The following is a 23280-nucleotide window of genomic DNA, read 5'->3' on the forward strand; positions in this document are numbered from 1 at the left end:
AAGTATCCGTGCCGGAATCGCTATGGGGTCGCTAGACCCCAGCAAAAAATTCCCGTGCCTTGATGGGGTCAGGGATCATGGTTTTATTCCCAGGTTGCCAGTCAACCGGGCAAACTTCATCGGGGTTAGCCTGCACATGCTGGATAGCCTGTAAGACTCGCAGGGTTTCATCGACTTTACGGCCAAAGGCCAGGTTGTTGATGGTGGCGTGCTGGAGTACCCCATCGCGATCGATGATGAACAATCCCCGCAGCGCTACCCCACTATCGGGGTCCAGCACGTTGTAGGCAGCGCTAATGTCTTTTTTGATGTCGGATACCAGAGGGTAATTGAGGTCCCCTACTCCGCCTAACTTACGCTCAGTCTGGATCCATGCTAAGTGGGCAAATTCGCTGTCTACGGAGATGCCTAAAATCTCGGTGTTAAGAGCCTTAAACTCACCGTAGCGATCGCTAAAGGCAGCAATCTCTGTGGGGCAAACAAAAGTAAAGTCAAGGGGGTAAAAAAATAGGACCACATATCGGCCCCGGTAGTCGGATAGCTTAACAATCTTGAAGTTCTGATCGACTACGGCGGTGGCACTGAAGTCAGGCGCCATTTGGCCAACCCGCAAACAGTCATCTCTCATCTCAGGCATGGACTCATTTCCTCAAGGTCTTACCGCCGTTGCGCAGTACTATCATAGTACTTTGGCCAGAGAAACCCCCCCTAGCGTCCTTGTCCGCTCTCGGCTTTACCTTACCTACAGAGTGCTAGAGCCTTTCGACGCGTCACTCCAAACGAACCTTAACTAGAAAGAGGCTAGACCAAGCGCTTGCCGAACAGATTGTTGAACCGTTAAGAATGGCTCAGGCGGGATTTGAACCTGCGACCAAGGGCTTATGAGTCCCCTGCTCTACCACTGAGCTACTGAGCCGTAGCATCGATTTTCCTTACCTAGGGCATAGCCCTATCAGTCAACCAACAGTTAATGAATCTATCACAGAACTAGTCAACACACCAAGCATATCCAGCATTTTTTTGATAGAAAATATTCTACAAAAAGCGGGCCAGCAGCAATGCCGGCCCGCTTTAATAAACTGTAGCTAAACCGTCTAGCGCTCGGGTAGGTAGGCCATAGGGTTAACGGCACCGTTGCTAGGCAAGTGCACCTCAAAGTGAAGGTGGGGGCCAGTGCTGTAGCCTGTGCTACCCATCTCAGCGATCTGCTGCCCTTGGCTCACTTGCTGACCCTCACGCACCAGCAAACGGCTGTTGTGGGCGTAGCGGGTCAAACTGCCGTCAGAGTGACGGATATCCACCAGATTGCCATAGCCGCCGGAATTCCAACCCGATCGCGCGACAACTCCTGGCGCTGCCGCCACAATCGGAGTCCCGACGGGACCAGCGATGTCGACACCGCGGTGCATGCGGCCCCAACGCCAGCCGTAGCCAGAAGTGAGGGTGCCACGGGTAGGCCAAATGTAGCCGTTGGAAAGACGAGGCGCCTCGGGTAAAAACTCGTTGGCACCTGGCATCATCGGCATGCTGGGAGATACAGTTTGCCCGACTGGCATGCTCGGTGAAACCCGATAAGCATCAGCACTTAGGGGAGCAGCCGCTAGCAACTGACTAGGGGGAGCAGCATCGACCTGCTCAGGCTCATCAACCACAGCCTCATCTGCTGGGCCCAAGGCTGCGATCGGCTGAACCTGATCTTTGGCGGCATCGGTAACTGTCCAATCAGAATCAGCAGCAGGCGATGCAAGGGTTTGGGCACCCTCCCTAGCGGCTAGAGCTGTCGCGTTGGCAGGTTCAGGTCCACCTACTGCGGTGGAAGCCACAGCCGCCGGCTCAGGGCTGTGATACTCCAAAGCCGCAGCTGTAGATGTATTGGTAGCACGGCTGCGCTCAAGCTCTTCGCGAGCCTCGCGAATTCGCGCATTGAGTTCATTGCGATCAACTTGACTGCTATTGGACTCACGGATGCGGGCTAAGTGATCGCGAATAGCCTGCTCACGGGTTCTAGGAGCAGCTGCTAAATCGCTGGAAGGTGAGCTAACCGCTGCTTCCGTCGCGGAGGCTAGGGGAATGCTCAGGCTATCGCCGACTGATAGCGCTTCAGGCTGGTTAACAACGTTGTTGTGGCTGAGCAGCTCGTCTAGGGTGATGCCGTTGCGAGAGGCAATTGACCACAGAGTGTCGCCCGGCTTAACCTGGTAGGACCGTACGGTACCAACCTCAGCGGTTGAAGTGGTCGGCGCTGTTCTTGGGGGCAGTGCCGCTACGGTGAGATCTTTCTTGACCTCTCGGGCCGAAGTGCTGGCAATTTCTGCAGGAGCTGGCGTGCTGGTAGCTGCAGCAGGCTGTAGCGATTGGGCGGCAGCAACAGGACGCTCGCCTTCTCCCTGGTGGAGCGGCAAGCTAGCAAAGGACTCAACTGGCTCAGCCGTTGCACTGGCTTCTTGCCTGGTTGCCTCGTCCACCTTAGCTATTGGCTCGATGGCGACTGGCTGAACGTCAGCGATTGGCTCTGCTGCGGATTCCTGGATCGCCTCTTGCTCGAGAGTGGGAAGCGCAGCTAGGGGAAGCGAGTTAGACGTGCTGTCTTCAGCGCTAGTTTCGAGCTCTTCTTCAGACAGCTTGTCTAAGTTAGCCGCAGCGAGCTCTTCTTCGGACAGCTCATCTTCAGTCTTGAGAGCCAGAGCATCCTCTAGCTGCCAAGCTTTCTCCAGCTCACCTACTGTGGGTATATCGCTGGCAGGTAATAGGCTGCTAGCAGTCGCTAAATCACCACCCACGCCTCCAGTAGCACTGGCTTTGAGCGCCAAACGAGAGACGTCAGCGCTAGCCGTCAAACTGGCCATTCCTACGGCAGGAACGCGAATGACCTGCCCAACCCGTAGTACATCGTTACCAGCAATGCCGTTGGCCACCTTGATGGCCTTAACATCGGCCTCATGCTGGGCAGCAATTTGCCAAAGGCTTTCCCCTGCTTCAACGGTGTGGTAAGACGAGGCCGAGATTGTCTCGGCAGGCACCAACTTGAGCGTCTCGGGTTGACCCCGATTGGCCGCAGGTAAAACCGTCAGGTTTGTGCCGTCGGCAGCTAGAGCCAATTCTGGCTCAGTGAAGAACGGAGCAGAAGCTCCGAAAGATAGGGCTATGCCCAGCATGGCTGCCGAGGTTTGCACTCGACGATAACCTCCTGAAGACTCAGATTGAGCGCTGCTCAAACTAGAGGGCAGGCAATCAGCTTCAGACTCTTGGGGAACTACGCGTTTCAAGGAACGACCTCCTGTAAACCAGCGCTTAACAACCTATGAAAGCCTCACTATCCATCTGATGGAGGCACTGCCAGTCGGCAGAAACTCTATCGTTAGGGGAGCAACAAGGCAAGGTGTTAGCAGAAGAACAACAACGGATCGACAGATTAACGCCTCGGCTAGGTAACATTACCCTGCTTTCGGCAACCTAGGCAAGTTTACATGACTTAACACGAAAATCAATACCCAGGGGTTCTCTGTCATTTCCCTGAACACTAGGCTCGTGACCGGGAACTTGATGAGCACAACATAAACGTTTAACCCCAAAAAAAAGTATTTGGCAAGCGTATTGTTTGGGCTTGACCGAGCCGACTAACTGTAGCGTCTGCCTGGTTTCTAGGGGCATAAACTACTGTGGCTAAAACCTCAAACCTTTACCCACTGGGCTGATCACCTACAGAGCAAAACATACAATTAGACCTCTATAACCAATGGCAGATGTCGAGCCAGAAACCATCAAAGTAGGTTATATGAATTTCTTATCTCGACTACCTCAATTTTGTATCCTCGGAAACCGCTTATTTTTATGGCTGGCTTTTTAACGCAATTTTGCTCTGAAAAACGCCTGCATCAGGGGTTTCACCCCTTTATGCCTACGGAGTGGAGGCACTAAAGACTCGATAACTCAGCTCAGTGATGCTATAGACATGACATTACTCGATAGCTATCAACCATTGACCATTCCTGCCCTCGGCCCTCGATGTGTCCTTTAGCGAATATCAAATTCTGGTTAGCTAGGGCAGACCCTAGCGCTCGAGACTAAGCTAGGTCTTCGTTACTGGCAATGGCTGGTGTGTGGCGTGGGTGAAAGAGGTGAAGCTGGCGCAGGGTCTCATAAAGGGCTATGGCGGCGCTTACGGAGAGGTTGAGACTGCGCACAACGGTACGATCCATAGGAATGTAGGCAGTTTCGTCACAGGTAGCCAGGACTGTCTTCGGAAGTCCTTCGGTTTCGCTACCAAATAGGAGCCAGTCATCGGGGCGATAGGTCAACTCCGTATAACTACATCGCCCAGAGGTACTAAAGCCAATGGTTCGCCCTCCCTGCTGGCGCTGCTGAACAGAGAAAGCATCCCAGTCGGTGTGCAGGGTGAGGTTGACTTGGGGCCAGTAGTCGAGCCCGGCTCGTTTGAGGGCGCGATCGCTGAGGTCAAACCCGAGGGGGCCAACGAGGTGTAGGGGAGTGGTCGTAGCGGCGCAGGTGCGGGCGATATTCCCTGTGTTTGGAGGAATCTGGGGCGTGACTAAAACAATGGTTGGCATAGATAGGAGAACCAAAATACGGGAGAGAGCCGCGAGTAAGAGATGAATTTAGGACAGCGGTGGAAATGTCCAGGGGATATAGATTTTATTAATACTTCCCTCAGTAGTTTTACTCTGTTCGCAAACTGAGCGAAAAAGCGGGGATCGGGTTCCACTGAAGAAAGTTTTCCTTATTGTGCCTATAAGTAAATTTTTACTTAGGCGGCCGCGATCGCGGCCCTAACCCTAAGAAACTTCCCCTAGGCGGCACAGGGTTCGCACAGATCGCGAGCCAACATCCCCTCACTGGCTGCTACCTCAGCGATCGCATTTTGTATCACCTGCTGCACTGACTGCCCTGCTTCGTGCTGCTGCAGCCACCGCTGGGCCTCGTTACCTTCCCGCAGAATTTTCTTCACCGGGCTGAGGAAGCAGCTAAGCCCGTTGGTCTTGGCAATCGGCCACACCTCATCATAGAGTTGCTGGATCCAGTCACGGGCCAAAATTGGGCGGCCGTCTTGCCAGTGGCGCAGTTCGGCCTCCAGGCTCTGGCTGGCGGCGGCCATCTCGTTGGCATCGGTGAGGGCAACCAGGTCATCGTTGCGGCTGGCGACCGGCAGCTCACTCAGGATCAGCGGGTCTAACTCTGGATCTTGGATTAGCTGAATTAGGCGCGCTTCGAGCAGGGCTGCCACCGCCAGTAGCGCCACGGGGTCACTGATCAGGTCACAAATGCGCAGCTCTAAGCGGTTGAGGTTGTAGGGGCGGCGATCGCCATTGGGCCGCACCGAGGACCACAGGTGACGCACGTTTTGCATGGTGCCTGCCGCTAGCTCGGCTTCCATCCACTGAATATGGTGAGCGTGGCTAGTAAATAGAGGGACCTGGGCCGGAGTTTTGGGAAACACCTGCCAGCGGCTGGAGTGGGATCCGGTTGCCCGCCCGCCCAAGAATGGCGATGAGGCGGTGAGGGCTAGGTACAGGGGGGCTTCGACCCGCACCAGGCGACAGGCCCGCATCAAAATTTCTGGATCCGAGATGCCGATGTTGATATGAACGCTGGCGGTGACCACGGTGGTGCCGTAGGTTTGCTCAATGTAGGCGTGATAGGGGTTGCTGGGGTCAGAGCGGTAGAAGCGATCGGTATCTCCTAAGGCAAGGGTGCTGCCAGGCACGAGGGTGTAGTTGCCCAACCCCCTGAGGTAATGGCGCAGCTCGTGGCGAGGGCGCACTAGCTCACACAGTAGTTTTTCGTACTGGCACAGCGGTGGGGTGGTGTACTCAACGTTGCGGCTGTCGGGCTCACGCACGAAACCATTGAGATCCGCCACAATCCGATCGGAGAGACCGACCACATCCCCGGTGGGGGTGCCGGTATACATCTCAATTTCAAACCCTTTAGACAGCAGCACGGCATTCCTCGCTGAAGACGGCACTCTATATATATTCAGTCAGTTGATCGTTGTTCTCATCCTATCGGCAACCCGGTTCCCCGTTCAGGTGCCGGGGAGGGAGGGTCGCAGACCCCTAAAGGAGGGTCGCTAGGAGAATGCTGCCGTTGTCAGGGCGATCGCGCGTTTAGCAGCATAGGCGCGAGCGATGGTGTCGCAGCGCTCGTTGCCGGGGTCCCCGGAGTGGCCGCGCACGTAGATCCACTGCAAGGGGCGATCGAGGGTCTGGTTCACCTCGGTGGTGACGCTGTCCAAGGCCTCCCACAGATCGCGGTTAAGCACGGGCTTTTTGGCTGAGTTAACCCAGCCGCGCCGCTTCCAGCCGGCGATCCACTGGGTGATGCCCTTGAGAACGTATTCGCTGTCGGTGTGAATGGTGACGGTCTCGGTTTGGCCGCTGTCGCGCAGCAGGGTCAAACCGGCGATCGCCGCCTGCATCTCCATGCGGTTATTGGTGGTTTGGGCTTCGCCTCCCCCCAACTCATGGATGCCGCCGTCGGCTAGGTAGAGCACCGTGCCCCAGCCGCCGGGGCCAGGATTGCCAGAACAGGCACCGTCGGTATAGATTCGCTGAATGATGGCCATTGGTTCGATAGAATCCTCAAAAGTCGTTGGTTCAGCCGTGAAAGTTTAGGTTCCCAGGGGGCATGTTAAAGGTAAGACCGGATGTCCTCCCCGGACACCATACATTCAGGTCATGGGCAGGGTGCACCTACTATCGTCACGGTTTATCCCAACGGTGAAGTTAACCCCATGATGCTACGAGAACTAAAAGCTTTTGAGGCTTGCTGGCTAGATCTTAAGGATGTTTATCCGACCAGCGGCCAAGACAACATGTTGATTGCCCACGCTATGGGTCAGATGGTGGATTGCCTAGCTAAGCCCAATCAGATCGAGCAAGACCTGCCCAACCATTTACAGGGGCTCTTTCGGCGGCTGGCGCTGGCCTACTTTCAGGGATACTCCCCCGCTGAAGGGCCGTTTGAGGCAGCTGTAGTTGCTTTGCCCATTCCCCAGCCCTGTCCCCACAGCGATCGCCAGCGGCGGCAAGATATCTCAGCGGCGGTCGAACGCGTCAAAGCCCTGGCCCAACAGACCCAGTCCCGCATGTGTACCTCTCGGGGACAGGCGGCCCAGTGCGCCACCTCAGAGATGGAGACCCTGATTATTGAATTTTCAGATTGACTGGCCCCAAACTGCTCAGGAGAGTTAGGTTAACCCCCCAGAGATAGGGGCCGGCACGGTATCTTAGTGCTATGGCCTACGAACCGCTGCACCACAAGTATCGCCCCCAGACCTTTGGCGCTCTGGTGGGGCAAGATGCGATCGCGACTACCCTCACCAGCGCTCTCAACCAGCAGCGCATTGCCCCTGCCTACCTATTTTGCGGCCCCCGGGGCACGGGCAAAACTTCCAGTGCCCGCATCTTGGCCAAATCACTCAACTGCATTGCCCAAAATCACCCTACCCCAAACCCCTGCGGCATCTGCGAAACCTGTCGCTCGATCGCCAACGGCTCGGCCCTCGACTTCATTGAAATCGACGCCGCCAGCAACACCGGGGTCGACAACATTCGTGAACTGATCGAGCGCGCTCAATTCGCCCCAGTGCAGTGTCGCTACAAGGTCTATGTGATTGACGAGTGCCTGACAGGCGACTCCTTAGTCCTCACCCAAGACGGCCTAGTCAGGATTGACGATCCTTCAATCGAAGGCAAGCAGGTGCTTAGCTACAACGACCAAACAGCCTCTTGGGAGTTTAAGCGAGCTTTACGTTGGTTAGACCAAGGCACCCGAGACATTTTGGAAATTCAGACGACTCATCGTAAGATCAGATGTACTGGAAATCATTTAATTAGAACTGATCAGGGATGGGTAGCCGCAAGGGACATCAAATCGGGGAGCAAGATCTTGTCCCCTGCGCCTGTGGCTGCGGCACCCTCATCAACAGAGTTGGCTCTGACCGACGACTTCGCCGTTTCGTTGGAGGGCACCAGTTTAAGGGCAACACCTACGGCCAAAAGCCCTACAGCCTGGAGCTTATCCTTAAGCAAGCTAAGTTCCTGCGGCCAAGTTGCAAATGCGGCTGTGGCGAAAAGCTGGGTATCCCAAAATTTCTACAGCAAAAAGGAAAAGGACTCAAAAGCATCCAAAGTTACTGGGAGAAACACCCTTATAGAAAGGGGCATGGGCTTTGGGATCTCAGAACCGAGCACCTCAACGAACAGCTCGAACCACTCTCTGCCGAAACCCTTGGGCTTATCTACGGCACGTTGCTGGGGGATGGATCTATCATTTATCCCAATAAATACAGCAGATTTCCCCGCCTGGCCTGGACTCATGGAGAACAGCAACGGGCATGGATGGAATACAAAGCATCCCGTCTTTCTAAGTTGCAGCCGAGCCTATACAGCACAGCCAATGCCGGCTACGGTGCAACCTCTATCTGTTGTCGAACCGTTTGCCACCCTGAACTTGTCCAGGTCCTCGACCTCGTTAGAAGCGGCGGTGGACGGAAAGTCGTTTCCTGTGACTGGTTATCCCAGATTTCTCCAGAAGGACTTGCCTGGTGGTACATGGATGATGGCTCCCTCAGCCTCAGCCCCCAAGGCAGCCCCCAACTTCAGTTCCATACCGAAGGCTATTCCAACGCAGAAAATCAGCTCATTGCTGAATGGCTCACCGACTTGGGTTACTCAGCAAAAGTCAGATCCTACACAAAAGCCTTCAGCGGCAAGCGATACGACTACATCGCAATGGGGGCAAAGGCGGCTCGAAGCTGGCTGGTCGATCTGCAAAAGTTTTCCATTCCTGAAATGGACTACAAATTTGGAGACGGTCGTATCTGTCTGCCCCGCTGGAGTTGAACCGGTCTATGACATCGAGGTTGAAGACAACCACAACTTCGTTGCCAATGGGCTGTTGGTTCACAACTGTCACATGTTGAGTACAGCGGCGTTCAATGCCTTGCTCAAAACCCTGGAAGAACCGCCTAGCAATGTAGTGTTTATCCTCGCAACCACTGACCCCCAGCGGGTACTGCCGACGATTATCTCTCGCTGCCAGCGGTTCGACTACCGGCGCATTCCCCTAGAGCCGATGATCGCTCACCTGCGAAAAATTGCTGACCAGGAGGCGATCGCTATTAGTGACGAAGCCCTGCGGCTGGTGGCCCAGGTTTCCCAGGGGGGCCTGCGCGATGCCCAGAGTCTGCTCGATCAGCTCAGTCTGCTAGCGCCTCCTGTAGAAGCCGATGCGGTGTGGGACCTGGTAGGAGCCGTACCCGAGCGCGATCTGCTGGCCCTGGTGCAGGCCATCCTCAGTGACGACGGCACCACCGTGCTCGACGGTGCCCGCAAGCTCATGGATCGCGGCCGGGAGCCGCTGATTGTGCTGCAAAACCTGGCCGGGTTCTACCGCGACCTGCTGATTGCTAAGACGGCAGGCGATCGCCACGACCTAGTCGCCATAACTCCTCCCACCTGGGCTGACATGCAAAGCCTGGTGCAACCTCTCGACCCAACGGTGCTGCTGCTGGGGCAACAGCACCTGCGCAGCGCTGAGGGGCAGGTCAAAAATACCACCCAACCTCGGCTGTGGCTGGAAGTGACGCTGCTAGGACTGTTGCCCTCAACACTGGCAGGGCAAGCCGGTGGAACTATGAGTGCAGGGCGGCCGTTGGGTGCGATCGCCCCTCCAGACCGTCCGATCGCATCAAGCCCCCCGACTCAGGTAGCACCGCCAAGCGTCAGTCCACCGTCATCAGTGCCACCGCCTACCTCGCCAGACCTGGCGGTACCGCCGGGAACTGCCAATGGGACAGCACCAACGCCGGCCCCCGTGCCTGCCGCCGCATCAAATTCTCCCCCCAACAATGGCCAGAACGCCCCGCCCGCCGCTGAAGCCATCCCATCTCCTAACCTGGGGCAGCTGTGGCTTCAGGTGATAGCCGTGCTAGAGCCCCTGGGCACCCGCGCCCTAATGCAGCAGCAGGGCAGCTTGCTCTTTTTCGACGGTGTGGTGGCCCGAGTAGGCATTAGCTCTCGGCCATTGTTTAAGATGGCGCAGGGTCGAGTCGAGAATGTGGAAGCAGCCTTTCAGCAGGTGCTCAACCACAAAGTGCAGGTTTCCCTAGAGGTGCTGCCTGACCCAAAGCCTGAGGCCCCAGCCCCCAATATTTCTCAGGCGCCGGGGCAGAAAAACATCACCCCGCCCGCCCCAGTTGTTCTCAGTCCTCCTCCCCCGCCGGTCGTTTCAGCATCCCCCGCAGAATCGCTAGCAGAACCGGCTGCAACTCCTGAACCTGCTCCTGCGGCAGACCCCAGCCCCGCTGCTCCTGCGCCAACATCCCTACCTGCCATCGCCAGCGACTTTGACCGAGCCGTAAAAAACTTTGCCCATTTCTTTAATGGGCAAGTGGTCGACTTAGACGAAGATCTGAGCCCAGGGCTCGACCCAACCCTGCTGAAGCCCTCAGAGGCGGCAGCTAAGCAACCTTCCCACGCCGACAAAGACGTGCCGTTTTAGGGCGATCGAGTGCTACGTCTGAAATCTCAACTCGAAGTTAAACAGGATCCGGTATCAGCTGGTCTCGTTTACCCGAAGGTGCCGCCATTCCAACCCCACATAGCACCGGGGGCATCGGCGAACTCGATATAGGTACGATTTTTGGGCACTCCCAGGGCGGTCTCTAGCTGGGTGCAAAACTCCTGGCTCATAGCGTGGGTTTTGGCACCGCCCATGGTGCCCACGCTCTTGATCTCGACGTAGCACACGGGCTCCGTCGTGCCGCCAAACGTCATGGGTATGTTGGCCTCAAAAGCTGTCATCACGTAGGATTCTGGCTTGCCCAGGTGGCTGGCTAAACTGGCGGAAAGCTCCTTCAGCAGCCCTTCAACCTTGGCCTGCTCGGGGGAGGAGACAGATGTTTGAACTTTGATCAGAGGCATGGGCGGGGATTAGGGGTGAGGAAGACGGGGAGGGCGGGGGAAATGGGGAGTTTTGAATTTTGAGTGTTGAGTTTGAACCTCAGTGGTACAACTTAAAACTCAAAACTGAGAACTTAAAACTCATCCATCTACCCGCCGTAGTTCCAGCCGGTGCTTTCGAGCAGCAGGGGGTCGCCTTCGCGGTGAATAGCGGCACTGACCACTTCGCCCACAAACACCGTGTGGTCGCCGTGCTCTACAGCGCCCACTACCCGGCATTCCACATAGCCCAGGGTGTCTTTAATGATGGGACAGCCAGTCTCAGGGCCAGGATAAAACTCGATGTCTTCAAACTTGTTGCCCACCCGGCGCAGAGGTTTGAAGAAGTTTTGGGCCAGATCTTTCTGGCCGGCTTCTAAAAAGCTGAGGGCAAACACGCCGCTGGATTTCACCATGGCGTGAGAGGTAGAGTCGTTTTTGACGCAGTTGACTACCAGGGGGGGCTGAAAGGAGGCCTGCATCACCCAGCTTGCCGTGAAGCCGTTGAGGTCATCTCCATCTTTGACGCCACAGATGTATAGCCCGTGGGGAATCTTGCGCAAAAGGGTTTTCTTGGCTTGCTCGTCTAGCACAGGACACCTACAGAATGCAGCTTTAGGGGCAGTGTAATACAGCTGTTGCCTCCGACTCTACCCAATTGGTCATAAAAAAGGCGCACCGCAGTGCGCCTAGTGTGGTGTGTGATGCCCTGACCCTACTTGTTGGGTTGGGGAGTCATGCGCAGGTAGGGCTTGATTTCAGTTACGCCCTTGGGGAAGCGCTGCTTAGCTTCTTCGGTGGGGATGGTGGGGGACACTACAACGTCCTCACCATCTTTCCAGTCGACGGGGGTAGCCACGCTGTAGTTATCGGTCAGCTGTAGCGAGTCAATTACCCGCAAAATTTCAGCAAAGTTGCGTCCGGTGCTCGGCGGATAGGTAATGGTCAGCCGCAGCTTTTTGCTGGGGTCGATGACGAACACGCTGCGCACGGTCACCTTAGCGTTGGCGTTGGGGTGAATCATGCCGTAGAGGTCAGCGACCTTTTTGTCGTCGTCGGCAATAATGGGGTAGTTGACGGTTACGCCCTGGGTTTCGTTGATGTCACCAATCCAGCCCTGGTGGGAGTCAGCGTTGTCTACGCTGAGGGCAATGACTTTGGCGTTGCGCTTGTCAAACTCGGGCTTGAGCCTGGCCACGCTGCCCAACTCAGTGGTGCACACGGGGGTGTAGTCAGCGGGGTGCGAAAACAGCACTACCCAGCTATCACCAGCCCAGCTATAAAAGTCAATCTCACCCTCGCTGGTTTGCTGGGTGAAGTTAGGTACCTGATCGCCAAGTTGAAGCGCCATCTCAAATCTCCGTTTAATCTCGACAGGGTGCAAATAAAGTTGCTCAGCGTTCACGTTCGCTATTCTCCCACAAACCCCGGTATTCCGGTCGGGGTTTAGAGGATTATCTTAAGGATTGTATCGCAGGCGTTGGGTCTAGGTGCGATCGCCCAATTGCCCATAACGGAAACACCTAGGGACATGCCCTAGGTGCCTTAGAAATCGTTGCTCAACTCATAGCTGAGAAATACTGTAGGGAACTCCCATTGTGCGCCTAAAACTGGCGGTCAAAGACCTTGGGTGCATAGGCACTACACCCATCGCAAGGACCCATAGGATTCATAGCGCAGCGCAGGTAGGGCGATCGCGCGTTCAAGTCACAGGTGATGTCGCCGATCATATAGCCCATGCCGTCGACATAGTGCATATCGGTATTGCCATCGAGCAGCTTGAGCATGCTCTGGCCCAGGGCCGTCGGCATAGCTGAAGTGTCGCTGCCGCACTTTTCATTTCGGTCAGCCCGCACGCTTAGGTATGCCGACACCAGGGCTGGAGTAAGACCGACAACGAAAATTAAAACAATGACGAGCATGAACCTGTAGGACGAAACTTGCAAAGTCATCCTAACCCAATGAATTGGCAGACCAGCCCAATGCCGCCAGGGATTGGTACGTACCGTTGCGTTACTTAGCCTTTCGCAACATAAACCAACAAAGGCCGCTCCTCTCTCTTACGCTAAATCAAGGGCAAAATCAGCACCAGTCGCGGCTCCATATGTCTGTAGCCAGAGGCGACGCCTCTACGCCCAGAAAGTTCCCAACTATAGATATGATTCGATGAATTTATAGTTAGACTTTGAGAAAGAACGATTTTTGGCCCAGTTCTCCCTCAAAATCACCTTGTTTTCCTATCACCTGAACAAGATCCTGAACTTTTCAGAACTTTCATGTATTGGCGGATCTTGGCTTATAGCCGACTATAAAAACATCCTGTAGACTCGCGTGTGCTCCAAAGCTAAGACCGGGTAGGGCCACAGGACATTGTGGAGGTTCGCTCCTCAGTGATAGCGCCTTACCCGGCTTTTTACTTTTAAAGCCTGAATATGAAATCCCAGCTCTGCCGGGCTAACTGCCCTTAAGGAGTGTTGTCTTCGCCTGTCCTGACCGAAGGGGCAATGGCGATGGTTGGCTGATGGGCTCGGCGATCGCAGTGGTTTTGCTCAACCCTTTCGCCAAGCTGTCAATTACACAGCACTTTACTTTTGGCTAACTGCCGTACTGGCAGCTTCAACCATGGCGTAGAGTTGCAGCCATTCTTCCACCACATAGGGAGCCGCAACCAGTCGAGCGGTGCCTCCACCCCGCAGCGGCACTTTCAGCGTCAACGGAATCGGGCGCTGAAGCTCGGCCAGCACGGCATCCACACCGTATTGGGCAACGCCATCGGGCAGCGATTGGGTTTGAGGATCAAGCTGGCACGGCGCTTGCCACTGGGCGCTAGTGCCGGTTTCAATAGCCAGGTCACGGTTGGGATCTGTGACTCCCTGCCCCGGAAACCCTACCAAACGCAGGTAGGTACCTTGAAAAACACCCTCGGTGTAACGTTTGAACACTGTAGCTTGCCAAGCTAGATCGCTCTGGTCACGCAGGCTCTGGCGGGAACGGTAGGTCGTTTGCCCAGGCTGCTCATGGTAGGTGTGAATAGAGGCTAGGGCCGGCTCGGCCAGCAGCAGCAGCAGCAAACAGCCTAGCAGGAGGGCCAGAATTGTCAGCCGCAGGGCATGCCAGAGGTGATGCATGGAGAGATGAGGGAGATAGGGAAGGTGAGGAGATGGAAAAGGGCAGCCACGCTTCAGCGACTGTGTCCATTATCTCCCCATCATCCTCACCTTCCTCATCTCCTCACCATCGTCTCCTGACCTTTTACAACTGGCTCATCTGGGTTAGCGTTTGTCGGTAACCCGCAGCTTCCCCCTGCTGTAAAAAGAGCTGGGCGGCTTGCTCAAAGTCGCGGCGCGCCCCGGCATCATCCCCCAAACGGGCGCGCACCACCCCTCGGTTGTAAAACAGCCTTGGGTCGGCGCTATTGGAGGCGCTGACGATGGCCTGGGTGAGATCTTGGTAGGCATCTTGGGGCTGGTTCACCTGAAGGTAAGCCGAGCCGCGAGCCGAGTAGGCCTCTAGATAGCTGGGTTGCGCTGCAAGGGCCTGGCTGTAGTCGTCGATCGCACCAAACACATCCCCTGTAGACAGGCGGGCGTCGCCCCGGGCCTTGAAAGCTTCTGCATAGGCAGGATCGAGGAACAGCGCTTCGGTGTAGTCTGCGATCGCGGCGGTGGCATCCCCCGCTTGCAGTAGCGCATCGCCCTTTTGTTTATAGGCCATAGCCGAGTCGGGGTTAAGCTGTAGCACCTGGGCAAAGTCTTGCTGGGCTCCGCCTAGGTTGCCCTGGCTGGCCCGCACAGTGCCTCGGCTCATGTAGGCTTCAGCTAGCTCGGGGTTGAGCGCAAGGGCGCGGTCTAAATCTTCTAAAGCCCGGCTGGGTCTTCCCTGGCGGAAGTAGACGTGGCTGCGGTTGAGGTAAGCCCGAGCCAGTTCAGGGTCGCGGTTGACGGCCTCGTTGAGGTCGCTTAGGGCCGCGTCAAACAACCCTAGGTGGTAATAGGACACCCCGCGCCCCATGTAGGCTCGTGGCAGGTCGCCATTCAGCTCAATGGCTTTGCTAAAGTCAGCAACGGCTGCGGTGTAGTTGTTCTCTCGCTCTAGGGCAAAACCTCGCAGCACATAGGCTGTCGGATTGTCGGGAGTTAGCTCAATGGCGGTGGAAAAATCTTCGATGGCGAGATCGTTGCGGCCCTGCTCGCTATCGATCAGGCCGCGGTAGAGATAAGCTTCTACAGCATCTGGATTGAGCTCTAGAGCGGCGTTGAAATCGGTCTGGGCCTGGCTAGACTCCCCTTGGCGATAGTAAACGCTGCCTCGGGCGAAGAGGGCGTTGGCGTTGCCAGGGTCGAGGCTGAGGGCCTGGTTGAGGTCGATGAGGGCGCGATCGTAGTCGCCCTGCTCAGAGTAGATTAGGCCTCGGTAGAGGTAGGCGTTGGCCAGGCTAGAATCCTTTTCGATCGCCAGGTCGAAGGCTTCGAGGGCGGCGGTATAATCACCGCTGTTGTAGCGTTCAACTCCCAAGTTGTAGGCACCAATAGCCGATAGGCCGGGCTCAGCCGCTTCTGGTTCGGACGTTTCAGGCTCAGCTGGGGCAGGCTCAAGGCCTTCAAGATCCGTCTCCTCGGGGCCAGCCGCCTCGGGTTCCATGACCTCAGCAGCGGGAGTTTGGGCATAGCCTCTCCCAGGAGTGGCCCCAATCATTAGGCCCAAACCCAATAGCAAAATGGCGTAACGCAGTTTCATGGCTTCCCCTCCACCGACGGTGTTTGCAGATTCAGTAGGCTGGTGCTGCCCCTGAGCAGATGATTTTTTCAGCATACCCACCCACGCCCCTGGCGCTAATGATAGGTCAGCTTATTTAGGTTGAGAGACGGGTTTAAAGAGTTTTTTCTAGAATTGTAAGGACCCGCTGTCAGCCCGATCTATTCATAGCAGCGGCGGTGGCAAGGAGATGGTATGGCGATCGCACGTTGGTTCATTGGTCTGCTGCTGGGGGTCTTGCTGTGGCTGGAGCTAGGGCACTATGCCCAAGCCCAGAGCGAAGCCCGCATAGACTTGCGGTTAAGCAGTTTGGAGTCTGAACTCGGTCGACTGAGATCCCAGGTCAGACAGATAGAATCTCGGCTTTCTATTCCCAACCGTCCGGCCCCTAGCCTGCCCACAATTACCTCACCTGGGGTCGAGCCTTCCCTTGACGAGCAGTTCGACAACCTGGCCACGTTAGCGATCGAACTTAAACAGCAGCTCAGGCAGCTCGAAACCCGAGTCACACAGCTTGAAAGAGCCGGCTCTTAGGCACAAATCCTACTCTGTTAAGTGCTTGCGCCATCTAATTTAGGAGTTCGAAGCATTTTGAGTATGGTTTATCTGCGATATGGCCGCATCAATACATAGCTCAAAGACTTTCCAGGGTTGTGGGCCTAAATCTTCTCAGTATCGGCCTATGCCCGCTCACCAGATCGAAGCGCTGCCGACTGAGGAAACCTTGCTAAAACTAGCTATCTGGCCAGGTGATGTTGCCAGACAGCCCTGGCGTTGGTATTCGCTGTGATTTGAATTTATTGAGCTGTTATGGCAGCCTACTTAGTTCTTTAGTCTGTCTTAGTGCCTTTGCTGCTCTCGTCAGACCTCAGGTGGGCTAGAGAAGTTTTTGGTGTTGGAGGATGCGCTCTACTGTACCTTGCGAGCCTCTATGACCTGCAATGGTGAACCTCACTGACGGTTAAATTCCTGCTTCTCATCCCTTCGGTCGTCCTCATTTCCTCCATTTTCCTCATTCCCTCTCCCCCGCCATCCGTGTAAGATGAGAATATGATTTACATCCCTTCACACGCGTTGGCCCTATGTCGTTTTTTCGGTCTTACATTGCGCCCCTGCTGATTGTGCTGATTTTTGCGGTGGCGATGCTGGCAGTGAGCGCCCGCATCTTTTTGCCCAGCGATATGATGGCTCCTGCCCCGATTGAAGAGCCGATCTCGGCAATGGGGATGATGCCCACGGCACAGGCCGATCTAATGATGCCTGAACTGTCGGAACTGATTCACGGGCCTCAGAGCATGCGGGTTGAGGGATAGGCTCGGCTTTAAACTATTTACTTAAAGCAAATTACTAATAATGGGAAACCCCCGACAGATCGTCTGCCGGGGGTTTCTAAACTTAAACCTTATAGCCTGTAACTAGACACAATGGACTGGATTATTTTCCTCCAGACAGGATGTCGTTTAACAATTCGGAGACAGCAGCACTTTGACTGATTAACTTGAGAGTTTTCCTCAAGAAGTTCCGATTAAATAGAGATGTTTAAATGCCGTCGTGAAGAAACCATCGCGTGGGGTTTATAGCGTCTCTAGGCATTTCTTGCAGAGCTCTCTATCAGTTACAGAGAGGAAATATCAACAACCGAGTAAAGTGCTGCTGGTATTTGACGAGATAGATTCAGACGTTAAATCGATAACGTACCTCCTATTTAACAGGACTGAACTATTCGATCTATCGGGGAAGAAATCGTTTTTTGTGTCAGGTGATTTGCTTCCTTATTCACTAAGATACTCTCCTGATTTGCCGATGGCTAGGGATGATACCAAAGTTTATGGTTGGGTTAACGGCTGCTATCATTCTGTTGAAAAGTTAGGGTTTTAGCCTAAGTTAGGGCGGCGGAAGCGCCTTTGGGCCAGGATGCTGAGGCTGTGGCGGGGGTTCCCAAGCGCTATTATTAGTAGGCGGTTGCCTGATGCAGGTAGCTCGCTGATTTAAGCCAGAGGCGAAAGGGTAAGGAGCGATCGCAGTGACGCAGATAGAACAAATTACCGGTACCGGCATTCCCCTCACGGGCAACGACATCGACACCGATCGCATCATTCCGGCTCGGTTTCTCAAGTGCATAACCTTTGACGGGCTGGGTGAGCAGGTGTTTGCCGACGATCGCGCCGCTCTAGAGGGTCGCCATCCCTTTGACCAGCCCCAGTACCGGGGGGCCACAATTTTGGTGGTCAACCGCAACTTTGGCTGCGGCTCATCGCGGGAGCACGCTCCCCAGGCAATCGCCCGCTGGGGGATTAAAGCTGTGCTGGGTGAGAGCTTTGCAGAAATTTTCTTTGGTAACTGTGTTGCGATCGGCATCCCTTGCCTAACGGCCAGCGCTGAGGTGGTAGGCCAAGTGCAAGCCGCGCTAGACACTGATCCGACAACTGTGGTAACGCTCGATTTGGCGACTCAAACCGTGACCTTTGGGGCCGGGGCTGGAGCTGTGTCTATGCCTGAGGGCGGGCGCCAAGCGTTCCTGGCGGGCACCTGGGATGCTTGCGGTCAGCTAGTCGCCAATGCCGACGCCATCCGCGCCACGGCGGCAACGCTGCCCTACGTCGCTTGGTAGGCTCACAGCCTCCGTGTCTCCACCCATAGATTTGCAACGCCCTGTGGATTTTGCCGCAGAAATAGGCACTCTCTAGAGAGATTCCTCAACCCCCCATGTGGGCTTTGCTATGGTTTCCTCCGCTGTGCGTTCGCTGACCCCTTGGCTACAGGCCGACCCGGCCCTGCTGCCGGGTTCTACCGCCGCAACCCTGGGCAACACGGTTTGCCGTATGGCCCCCTTGGCTATCGAGCGCCCCACCCTGGGTCGTGAGCCAGCGATCGCGGCGGCAGTGAAGCAGTTGGTAGCCCAAAGCCTGAGACTGCGATCGCCCCTGGGCGGCTGGCCCGCCGACCTGCCCCAAACCCCCGATAACCTGGCCCCCTACCTGAGTGAAGAAACTGGGGAGTTGCTGGACTTGTTAACGGCGTCGACCGCATCGGTGCCTCCCGTCAGCACCCTGATACCGGTGCCCCACCTGGTGCCCCACTTGCTGTGGATGCTCGCCAGCAGTGGCTACGAGGTGATGCGCCTCATCGAGGGTGTGCAGGCCCGTATCTTTAGCCCCCAAGCTCAGGGGGCAATCCGCATCGTGCGCCTGGTGCCGGTGCTCACCCTCACCTTAGAAAACACCGGCTACGCCCTCGATCTGGTCACTCAAACAGACCCAGTGCCAGCGCTGTATCTAGCTGAAGATATCGAAATTCAACTGTTAGAAAATGACCTGGACGGCCAGCCCTTGCCCTGTGGTGACCTGTTGACTCAGGTGGCTAAGCAAGTGGGCTACACCCAGCCTGGCTTGGGTGCTCTACTCGTTGACGGCTGCGAAGTTGATGCCCTCCGCCCCTTTCAACCTTGGCAGAACGGCGTGTTGCACCTACGCCTGCACCTAGCCGAAATGGAGGCCCTTGTGCCATCTCAGCCCTATAGTAGCCATAGCGAGGCGATGCCCGATGCGCTGTATTTGCCCCCAGGGGGTAAGCAAAGCGCTGGGACAACTGTGTCAGGCTTTACCCTAGATGACTTTGCCAGCACTTTGGTCGATGGCCCGGACGATGCTACCGCTGGTGTGCTGGGCGACTGGCTCACCTTTACCGATGAGCGCTGGATTCAAACTTTTCTGAGTGCCTACGCTGAGCAGATCGTGGCACAGCATCTACCTCAAATGCTGCCGAGCCCAGAAGGCGACCGGGAAGAACTTTGTAGCCACGTCACCTACGCCGCTACCGATTTGGTGCAGGGAGCCAGCGGCCTATTCAAGCACACCTTTGTCCATGAGCCGGTGTTGGTGGCGGACCTGTGGCCTCGGCTGCGCTGGCACCTAGCCCAAAGTTCAGAACGGGTGATGCAGCTGATGGGGGGCGTATCGGCCCAGGTGCTGCCCCCAGGGTTAAGCTGGCAGCAGGGCAGCCTCTATTTGCGCCCGCTGATGCAGCTCACCACCCATAACCGTAGCTGGATTGTGGACTTAGGGCGGGGCCGGCTCTTGCCTACTGCGCCCCAGGCGCTACCCGCTGAGGCTGCCGTCGATGTGGCCGATGCCCCCTGGGGGCCGCCGCTCACGGTGGTCGATCTAACCGCGCTTGTGGATCGCGATCTGAGCGCCCATACGCCTGCGATCGCAGCTCTCCGTCAGGGCACCCCAATCCACCTGCACCGGCTCGATGCCGAAGCCGGCTGCCAGGCGGGGCAGCTCATCCTCACCTGGTGTTTTACCCTACAAACCACGCTATAGCAGCCAGCCCTCAGGGCGGTTTGTTCTCCGTCTCAACGGTGGCAAAAGCCGTAAATGTTTGTGCCAGAGACGCCCCGAGCCGGGGGGCAAATCGCCTAGAGTGAGATCAAACTGTGGCGCATCCCAAAGGCTTTAGATATTGTGTCTCCAGAGCTAACCCCAGGGCTGATTCAAGAGCCCATCTACCTCTACAGCATTTGCCCCCGTCCCCTGCAACCTCTGCCCCTACCTCTGGGGCTGGCCGTACCCACTCGGTTGATTGCCGTAGACAACGTTGCCGCCATAGTTGAAACCGGCGTCGATCTAGAGACCCTGCAAACCGACGAACCGCGGCTGCTAAACGCGGTGCTCAGCCACGATCGCGTCATTTGCGAGCTGTTTCAGCACACGCCCCTGCTGCCCCTGCGGTTTGGCACTCAGATTGCTTCCATTGAGCATCTCAAAGCTCACCTGGTTAGCCAGGGAGCTAACTATGCCGCCAAGCTCGCTGTTCTAGGCCACCAAGTTGAATACCAGCTCAAGCTGATTGCCCAACCCGTTGAGCTGCCGCCTCTAGCTGAAGGACTCACCGGGCGCGACTACTTTTTGGCGAAAAAGCAGCGCCTCCAGGAGCAAACCGCTGCCCAAGAGCAGCAGCACCAGGAGCTTGACCAAGTGCTCAATGACCTTCATGCCACCTACGAGAACTACATCGAGGCCGAAAGCCCCGCCGGAGAAGCGCGAGCGTATCTGCTGATCGATCGCACCGCTGCCGAGAGCCTAGAGCAGCGGGTAGAGGAGTGGCGATCGCAGACCAACCACTGGACTCTCATGCTCAGCGATCCCCTACCCCCCTACCACTTCGTCTAGGAAATCTCCTTAACTCGTCCTACCCATTCACCTGATCCCTTACGGCCCGACCTGAAACTCTGGATAGGCCTCCATCGCGTGCTCGCCCAGATCAAGGCCTTGAATTTCTTCGGCCTCAGATACGCGAATGCCCACAGTAGCCCGCAACGTCAACCAACACAGGAGGCTAAACGTGACGGTAAACGCCCCCACCGCCGCAATCCCCAATAGCTGCACCAGCAATTGCTGAATGCCACCTCCCATAAACAAGCCGGCTAAGGGCCCATCACCTTCGCCATACCAAGAGTAGCTACCAGGGCCAACGCTAAACAGCCCCAGCGCAACGGTACCCCACGTGCCACAGACTAGATGCACCGACACAGCGCCTACTGGGTCATCAATTTTCAAGCTGTCCAGCAATGTCACTGAAAAGACAACAATCACCCCTCCTACCAGACCAATGAGTGCTGCACTGCCCAGGTTAACGTAGGCGCAGGAGGCGGTAACAGACACTAGACCCGCCAGCACCCCATTGATGATCATCGATAGGTCGGGCTTGCTGAGGTAAATCCACGAGGTGACGGTAGCGGCTAAGCCCCCCAGGGCACCAGCGATGTTGGTGGTCACGACAATATGGCTGATGGGTAAGGGGTCGGCAGCCATGGTGGAGCCGGGGTTGAAGCCAAACCAACCCAGCCACAAAATCAGGCAACCCAGAGCAGAAATGCTCAGATTGTGCCCCGGCATGGCGACCGGACGAGCCTGAAAGCGCCCCAGCCGTGGCCCCAGCAAGATAGCTCCAATCAGCGCGGCCCAGCCACCTACTGTGTGCACCACGGTAGAGCCGGCAAAATCGTAAAAGCCCAAATTAGCGAGCATGCCGTCGCCCCACACCCAGTGACCGGTGATTGGGTACAACAACCCCACCAGCAGCAGGCTAAAGATAAAAAAGGCTAAGAACTTAATGCGCTCCGCCACGGCCCCAGACACGATAGTGGCCGCCGTACCCGCAAAGGCTAGCTGAAAGAAAAATTTGGCATTTAGCGGTACCCCAGCCCAGGCCAATGCACTATAGGTGCCTCGGTAGGCATCGCCAACAGCGGGGCTGTTGTCGGCTCCTTGCAGCAAAAAACCAGACGTGCCAAATAGAGGGTTGCCGTCACCAAACATGAGGCCAAAGCCGACCACCCAAAAGGCCAGGGTCGAAAGACCGAACACAATCAGATTTTTGGCCAACAGGTTGACGGCGTTTTTGCTGCGACAAAAGCCGGTTTCGAGCATGCAAAACCCGGCGTTCATAAAGAAGATCAAAAAGCTGGTCAACAGCACCCAGGCTGTGTCTAACGCCACCTTGAGGTCGGCCGTAGTGGCGCTTTGGGCAAAAGCAGCCGGACAGAAAATCAGCAAACTCCCTAGAGCAACCCAGGGTATATAGCGCCACCGTCCCCCTGGCCTGCCCAGCGGGTGCAAAGGTTGCTTCAAGGCTCGTTGTGGTTGTTGCAACATAACGATCACGTGTCTCCCAATCGGCTCTCTGCTAATAAGCCCATAGGTTGCCACGAATTACAGTTCATGGTGCAAGTTTTTATACTTCCTGAAGGCAAGCCGTGGGGCGATCGCCTTTGTCTGCGGCGAGTCTCAATCGATATGTAGTGTTACATACCCTCTCTGCATAGTTTAAGTGAAATCCCGTAGAAGCCTTGATTTTTTGGTGGAGTTACGCAAGCGCAAAAGAGAGGATCTAGGCGAGGCTTCTGAAAAAGCCTAATTGGTAGAACGCATTGCAGTAAGTCTAGAAACCGGGCTGCTGCTTGGTTGGCCCACAGGCAGGTGATATATCAGTCTGTGGGCGACAGCACCTTAGCCAGGGCTAAACTCAGCTCTGGAAACTGGGGTGACTGTAAAATGACCTCTCCCTGCAACACCTGAGCTTCATACAGCCCGTCTACCAGGGTGAGTACAGTCACCTTTGCCTTCGCTGGGTCTACAATCCAATATTCTGGGATGCCTCGGGCCGCATACTCCGATCGCTTGTAGCGGTAGTCGCGGTCTTCATTGGCTTTGCCCGGCGAAACCACCTCTACCACCAGCAAAGGGACAGGCATGTCTTCGGTGATGGTGCTGCGGTCCGTGTCTTCTAAAAGTGCCGCCAAGTTTTCGCCCAACACCAGCAAATCCGGAATCCGCACTCGTCCAGATACCACGACTTCGGTATCCATGCGGCGCAACCAGTGGAAGGGCACGATTTGCAAAAACCGTTGCAATAAAAACAACGAGATCAGCACATTTCGCGGACTCTCTGGTGGATCTCAATCACTTCCCCATCCACAAACTCACAGAGGGAATCTGAGTCTGTTTCCAGACTTAAGAAATCGGCCAGAGAGAGCTTAGTGGCAACCATCAATAAC

20 protein-coding genes and 1 tRNA gene are annotated in these 23280 nt (G+C 56.0%); 7 read left to right on the top strand and 14 right to left on the bottom strand.

The features are described from left to right. Positions 1–31 precede the first annotated feature (31 nt). The 6 genes from H6F75_RS11800 to rnhA form a co-directional block, all read right to left on the bottom strand. A complete protein-coding gene (locus H6F75_RS11800; protein ID WP_190752580.1) occupies positions 32–628 on the bottom strand; it encodes a peroxiredoxin in 597 nt (198 codons plus the stop codon). A gap of 216 nt (positions 629–844) precedes the next feature. After that, a tRNA-Met gene (locus H6F75_RS11805) sits at positions 845–916 on the bottom strand. Positions 917–1094: 178 nt separating this feature from the next. Beyond that, complete coding sequence (locus H6F75_RS11810; RefSeq protein ID WP_190752412.1) at positions 1095–3266, bottom strand: peptidoglycan DD-metalloendopeptidase family protein; 2172 nt, start codon at positions 3264–3266, stop codon at positions 1095–1097. Positions 3267–4064: 798 nt separating this feature from the next. After that, positions 4065–4568, bottom strand: a complete 504-nt coding sequence (locus H6F75_RS11815; protein WP_190752414.1) for a tRNA (cytidine(34)-2'-O)-methyltransferase — start codon at positions 4566–4568, stop codon at positions 4065–4067. Between the two features lie 239 nt (positions 4569–4807). Beyond that, positions 4808–5959, bottom strand: a complete 1152-nt coding sequence (gshA, locus tag H6F75_RS11820) for a glutamate--cysteine ligase (protein ID WP_190752416.1) — start codon at positions 5957–5959, stop codon at positions 4808–4810. Positions 5960–6088: 129 nt separating this feature from the next. Next, positions 6089–6583, bottom strand: a complete 495-nt coding sequence (rnhA, locus tag H6F75_RS11825) for a ribonuclease HI (RefSeq protein ID WP_190752418.1) — start codon at positions 6581–6583, stop codon at positions 6089–6091. A gap of 168 nt (positions 6584–6751) precedes the next feature. Here rnhA and H6F75_RS11830 point away from each other — a divergent pair, with 168 nt between their 5' ends. Continuing rightward, positions 6752–7183, top strand: coding sequence for a hypothetical protein (locus tag H6F75_RS11830; protein WP_190752420.1), 432 nt, complete (start codon positions 6752–6754; stop codon positions 7181–7183). Positions 7184–7254: 71 nt separating this feature from the next. Then, positions 7255–10524 (top strand): DNA polymerase III subunit gamma/tau, encoded by a 3270-nt coding sequence (dnaX, locus tag H6F75_RS27895; RefSeq protein ID WP_206754679.1) that lies wholly within the window; start codon positions 7255–7257, stop codon positions 10522–10524. A gap of 68 nt (positions 10525–10592) precedes the next feature. Here the strand turns inward: dnaX and H6F75_RS11840 are convergent, their stop codons facing one another. The 6 genes from H6F75_RS11840 to H6F75_RS11865 all read right to left on the bottom strand — a co-directional run bounded on the left by H6F75_RS11840 (position 10593) and on the right by H6F75_RS11865 (position 15701). Beyond that, positions 10593–10946 (bottom strand): phenylpyruvate tautomerase MIF-related protein, encoded by a 354-nt coding sequence (locus tag H6F75_RS11840; protein WP_190752421.1) that lies wholly within the window; start codon positions 10944–10946, stop codon positions 10593–10595. A gap of 128 nt (positions 10947–11074) precedes the next feature. After that, complete coding sequence (locus H6F75_RS11845) at positions 11075–11557, bottom strand: flavin reductase (RefSeq protein ID WP_190752423.1); 483 nt, start codon at positions 11555–11557, stop codon at positions 11075–11077. A gap of 122 nt (positions 11558–11679) precedes the next feature. Continuing rightward, a complete protein-coding gene (locus tag H6F75_RS11850) occupies positions 11680–12315 on the bottom strand; it encodes a peroxiredoxin (protein ID WP_190752425.1) in 636 nt (211 codons plus the stop codon). 253 nt (positions 12316–12568) lie between these two features. Beyond that, the gene (locus H6F75_RS11855; protein WP_190752427.1) at positions 12569–12886 is read right to left on the bottom strand and encodes a DUF6464 family protein; all 318 of its coding nucleotides are present in this window, start codon (positions 12884–12886) and stop codon (positions 12569–12571) included. A 663-nt stretch (positions 12887–13549) separates the two neighbouring features. Continuing rightward, positions 13550–14092 carry a DUF3122 domain-containing protein gene (locus H6F75_RS11860; RefSeq protein ID WP_190752429.1) on the bottom strand — a complete coding sequence of 181 codons (543 nt, stop codon included), beginning with the start codon at positions 14090–14092 and terminating at the stop codon, positions 13550–13552. 124 nt (positions 14093–14216) lie between these two features. Then, on the bottom strand, positions 14217–15701 hold the full coding sequence (locus tag H6F75_RS11865) for a tetratricopeptide repeat protein (RefSeq protein ID WP_190752431.1): 1485 nt from the start codon (positions 15699–15701) through the stop codon (positions 14217–14219). Between the two features lie 213 nt (positions 15702–15914). On the opposite strand from H6F75_RS11865, the gene H6F75_RS11870 reads away from it, so the two are divergent. The 5 genes from H6F75_RS11870 to H6F75_RS11890 all read left to right on the top strand — a co-directional run bounded on the left by H6F75_RS11870 (position 15915) and on the right by H6F75_RS11890 (position 20893). Beyond that, entirely contained in the window at positions 15915–16253 is a 339-nt protein-coding gene (locus H6F75_RS11870; RefSeq protein ID WP_190752433.1) for a hypothetical protein, read from the top strand. A gap of 548 nt (positions 16254–16801) precedes the next feature. Next, positions 16802–17032, top strand: coding sequence for a hypothetical protein (locus H6F75_RS11875; protein WP_190752435.1), 231 nt, complete (start codon positions 16802–16804; stop codon positions 17030–17032). Positions 17033–17742: 710 nt separating this feature from the next. Continuing rightward, on the top strand, positions 17743–18330 hold the full coding sequence (gene leuD, locus H6F75_RS11880) for a 3-isopropylmalate dehydratase small subunit (RefSeq protein WP_190752437.1): 588 nt from the start codon (positions 17743–17745) through the stop codon (positions 18328–18330). A gap of 109 nt (positions 18331–18439) precedes the next feature. Then, on the top strand, positions 18440–20044 hold the full coding sequence (locus H6F75_RS11885; protein WP_190752439.1) for a hypothetical protein: 1605 nt from the start codon (positions 18440–18442) through the stop codon (positions 20042–20044). A 141-nt stretch (positions 20045–20185) separates the two neighbouring features. Beyond that, complete coding sequence (locus H6F75_RS11890; RefSeq protein WP_190752441.1) at positions 20186–20893, top strand: GvpL/GvpF family gas vesicle protein; 708 nt, start codon at positions 20186–20188, stop codon at positions 20891–20893. 39 nt (positions 20894–20932) lie between these two features. Here H6F75_RS11890 and H6F75_RS11895 read toward each other — a convergent pair whose 3' ends face one another. Together H6F75_RS11895 and H6F75_RS11900 are read right to left on the bottom strand one after the other, a co-directional pair. Further along, the gene (locus H6F75_RS11895) at positions 20933–22378 is read right to left on the bottom strand and encodes an ammonium transporter (RefSeq protein WP_190752443.1); all 1446 of its coding nucleotides are present in this window, start codon (positions 22376–22378) and stop codon (positions 20933–20935) included. A gap of 332 nt (positions 22379–22710) precedes the next feature. Then, positions 22711–23157 carry a Uma2 family endonuclease gene (locus H6F75_RS11900; protein WP_347710643.1) on the bottom strand — a complete coding sequence of 149 codons (447 nt, stop codon included), beginning with the start codon at positions 23155–23157 and terminating at the stop codon, positions 22711–22713. Positions 23158–23280 lie beyond the last annotated feature (123 nt).

It is taken from the genome of Nodosilinea sp. FACHB-131 (assembly GCF_014695395.1).
In the GTDB taxonomy this organism is placed as follows: Bacteria; Cyanobacteriota; Cyanobacteriia; order Phormidesmidales; family Phormidesmidaceae; genus Nodosilinea.

Coding starts and splice junctions, on each gene's coding strand:
- H6F75_RS11830 (WP_190752420.1), top strand. CDS start 6,752: ATGATGCTACGAGAACTAAAAGCTTTTGAGGCTTGCTGGCTAGATCTT.
- H6F75_RS11850 (WP_190752425.1), bottom strand. CDS start 12,315: ATGGCGCTTCAACTTGGCGATCAGGTACCTAACTTCACCCAGCAAACC.
- H6F75_RS11800 (WP_190752580.1), bottom strand. CDS start 628: ATGAGAGATGACTGTTTGCGGGTTGGCCAAATGGCGCCTGACTTCAGT.
- H6F75_RS11895 (WP_190752443.1), bottom strand. CDS start 22,378: ATGTTGCAACAACCACAACGAGCCTTGAAGCAACCTTTGCACCCGCTG.
- rnhA (WP_190752418.1), bottom strand. CDS start 6,583: ATGGCCATCATTCAGCGAATCTATACCGACGGTGCCTGTTCTGGCAAT.
- H6F75_RS11840 (WP_190752421.1), bottom strand. CDS start 10,946: ATGCCTCTGATCAAAGTTCAAACATCTGTCTCCTCCCCCGAGCAGGCC.
- H6F75_RS11860 (WP_190752429.1), bottom strand. CDS start 14,092: ATGCATCACCTCTGGCATGCCCTGCGGCTGACAATTCTGGCCCTCCTG.
- H6F75_RS11870 (WP_190752433.1), top strand. CDS start 15,915: ATGGCGATCGCACGTTGGTTCATTGGTCTGCTGCTGGGGGTCTTGCTG.
- H6F75_RS11875 (WP_190752435.1), top strand. CDS start 16,802: ATGTCGTTTTTTCGGTCTTACATTGCGCCCCTGCTGATTGTGCTGATT.
- H6F75_RS11815 (WP_190752414.1), bottom strand. CDS start 4,568: ATGCCAACCATTGTTTTAGTCACGCCCCAGATTCCTCCAAACACAGGG.
- H6F75_RS11865 (WP_190752431.1), bottom strand. CDS start 15,701: ATGAAACTGCGTTACGCCATTTTGCTATTGGGTTTGGGCCTAATGATT.
- dnaX (WP_206754679.1), top strand. CDS start 7,255: ATGGCCTACGAACCGCTGCACCACAAGTATCGCCCCCAGACCTTTGGC.
- H6F75_RS11885 (WP_190752439.1), top strand. CDS start 18,440: ATGGTTTCCTCCGCTGTGCGTTCGCTGACCCCTTGGCTACAGGCCGAC.
- H6F75_RS11855 (WP_190752427.1), bottom strand. CDS start 12,886: ATGCTCGTCATTGTTTTAATTTTCGTTGTCGGTCTTACTCCAGCCCTG.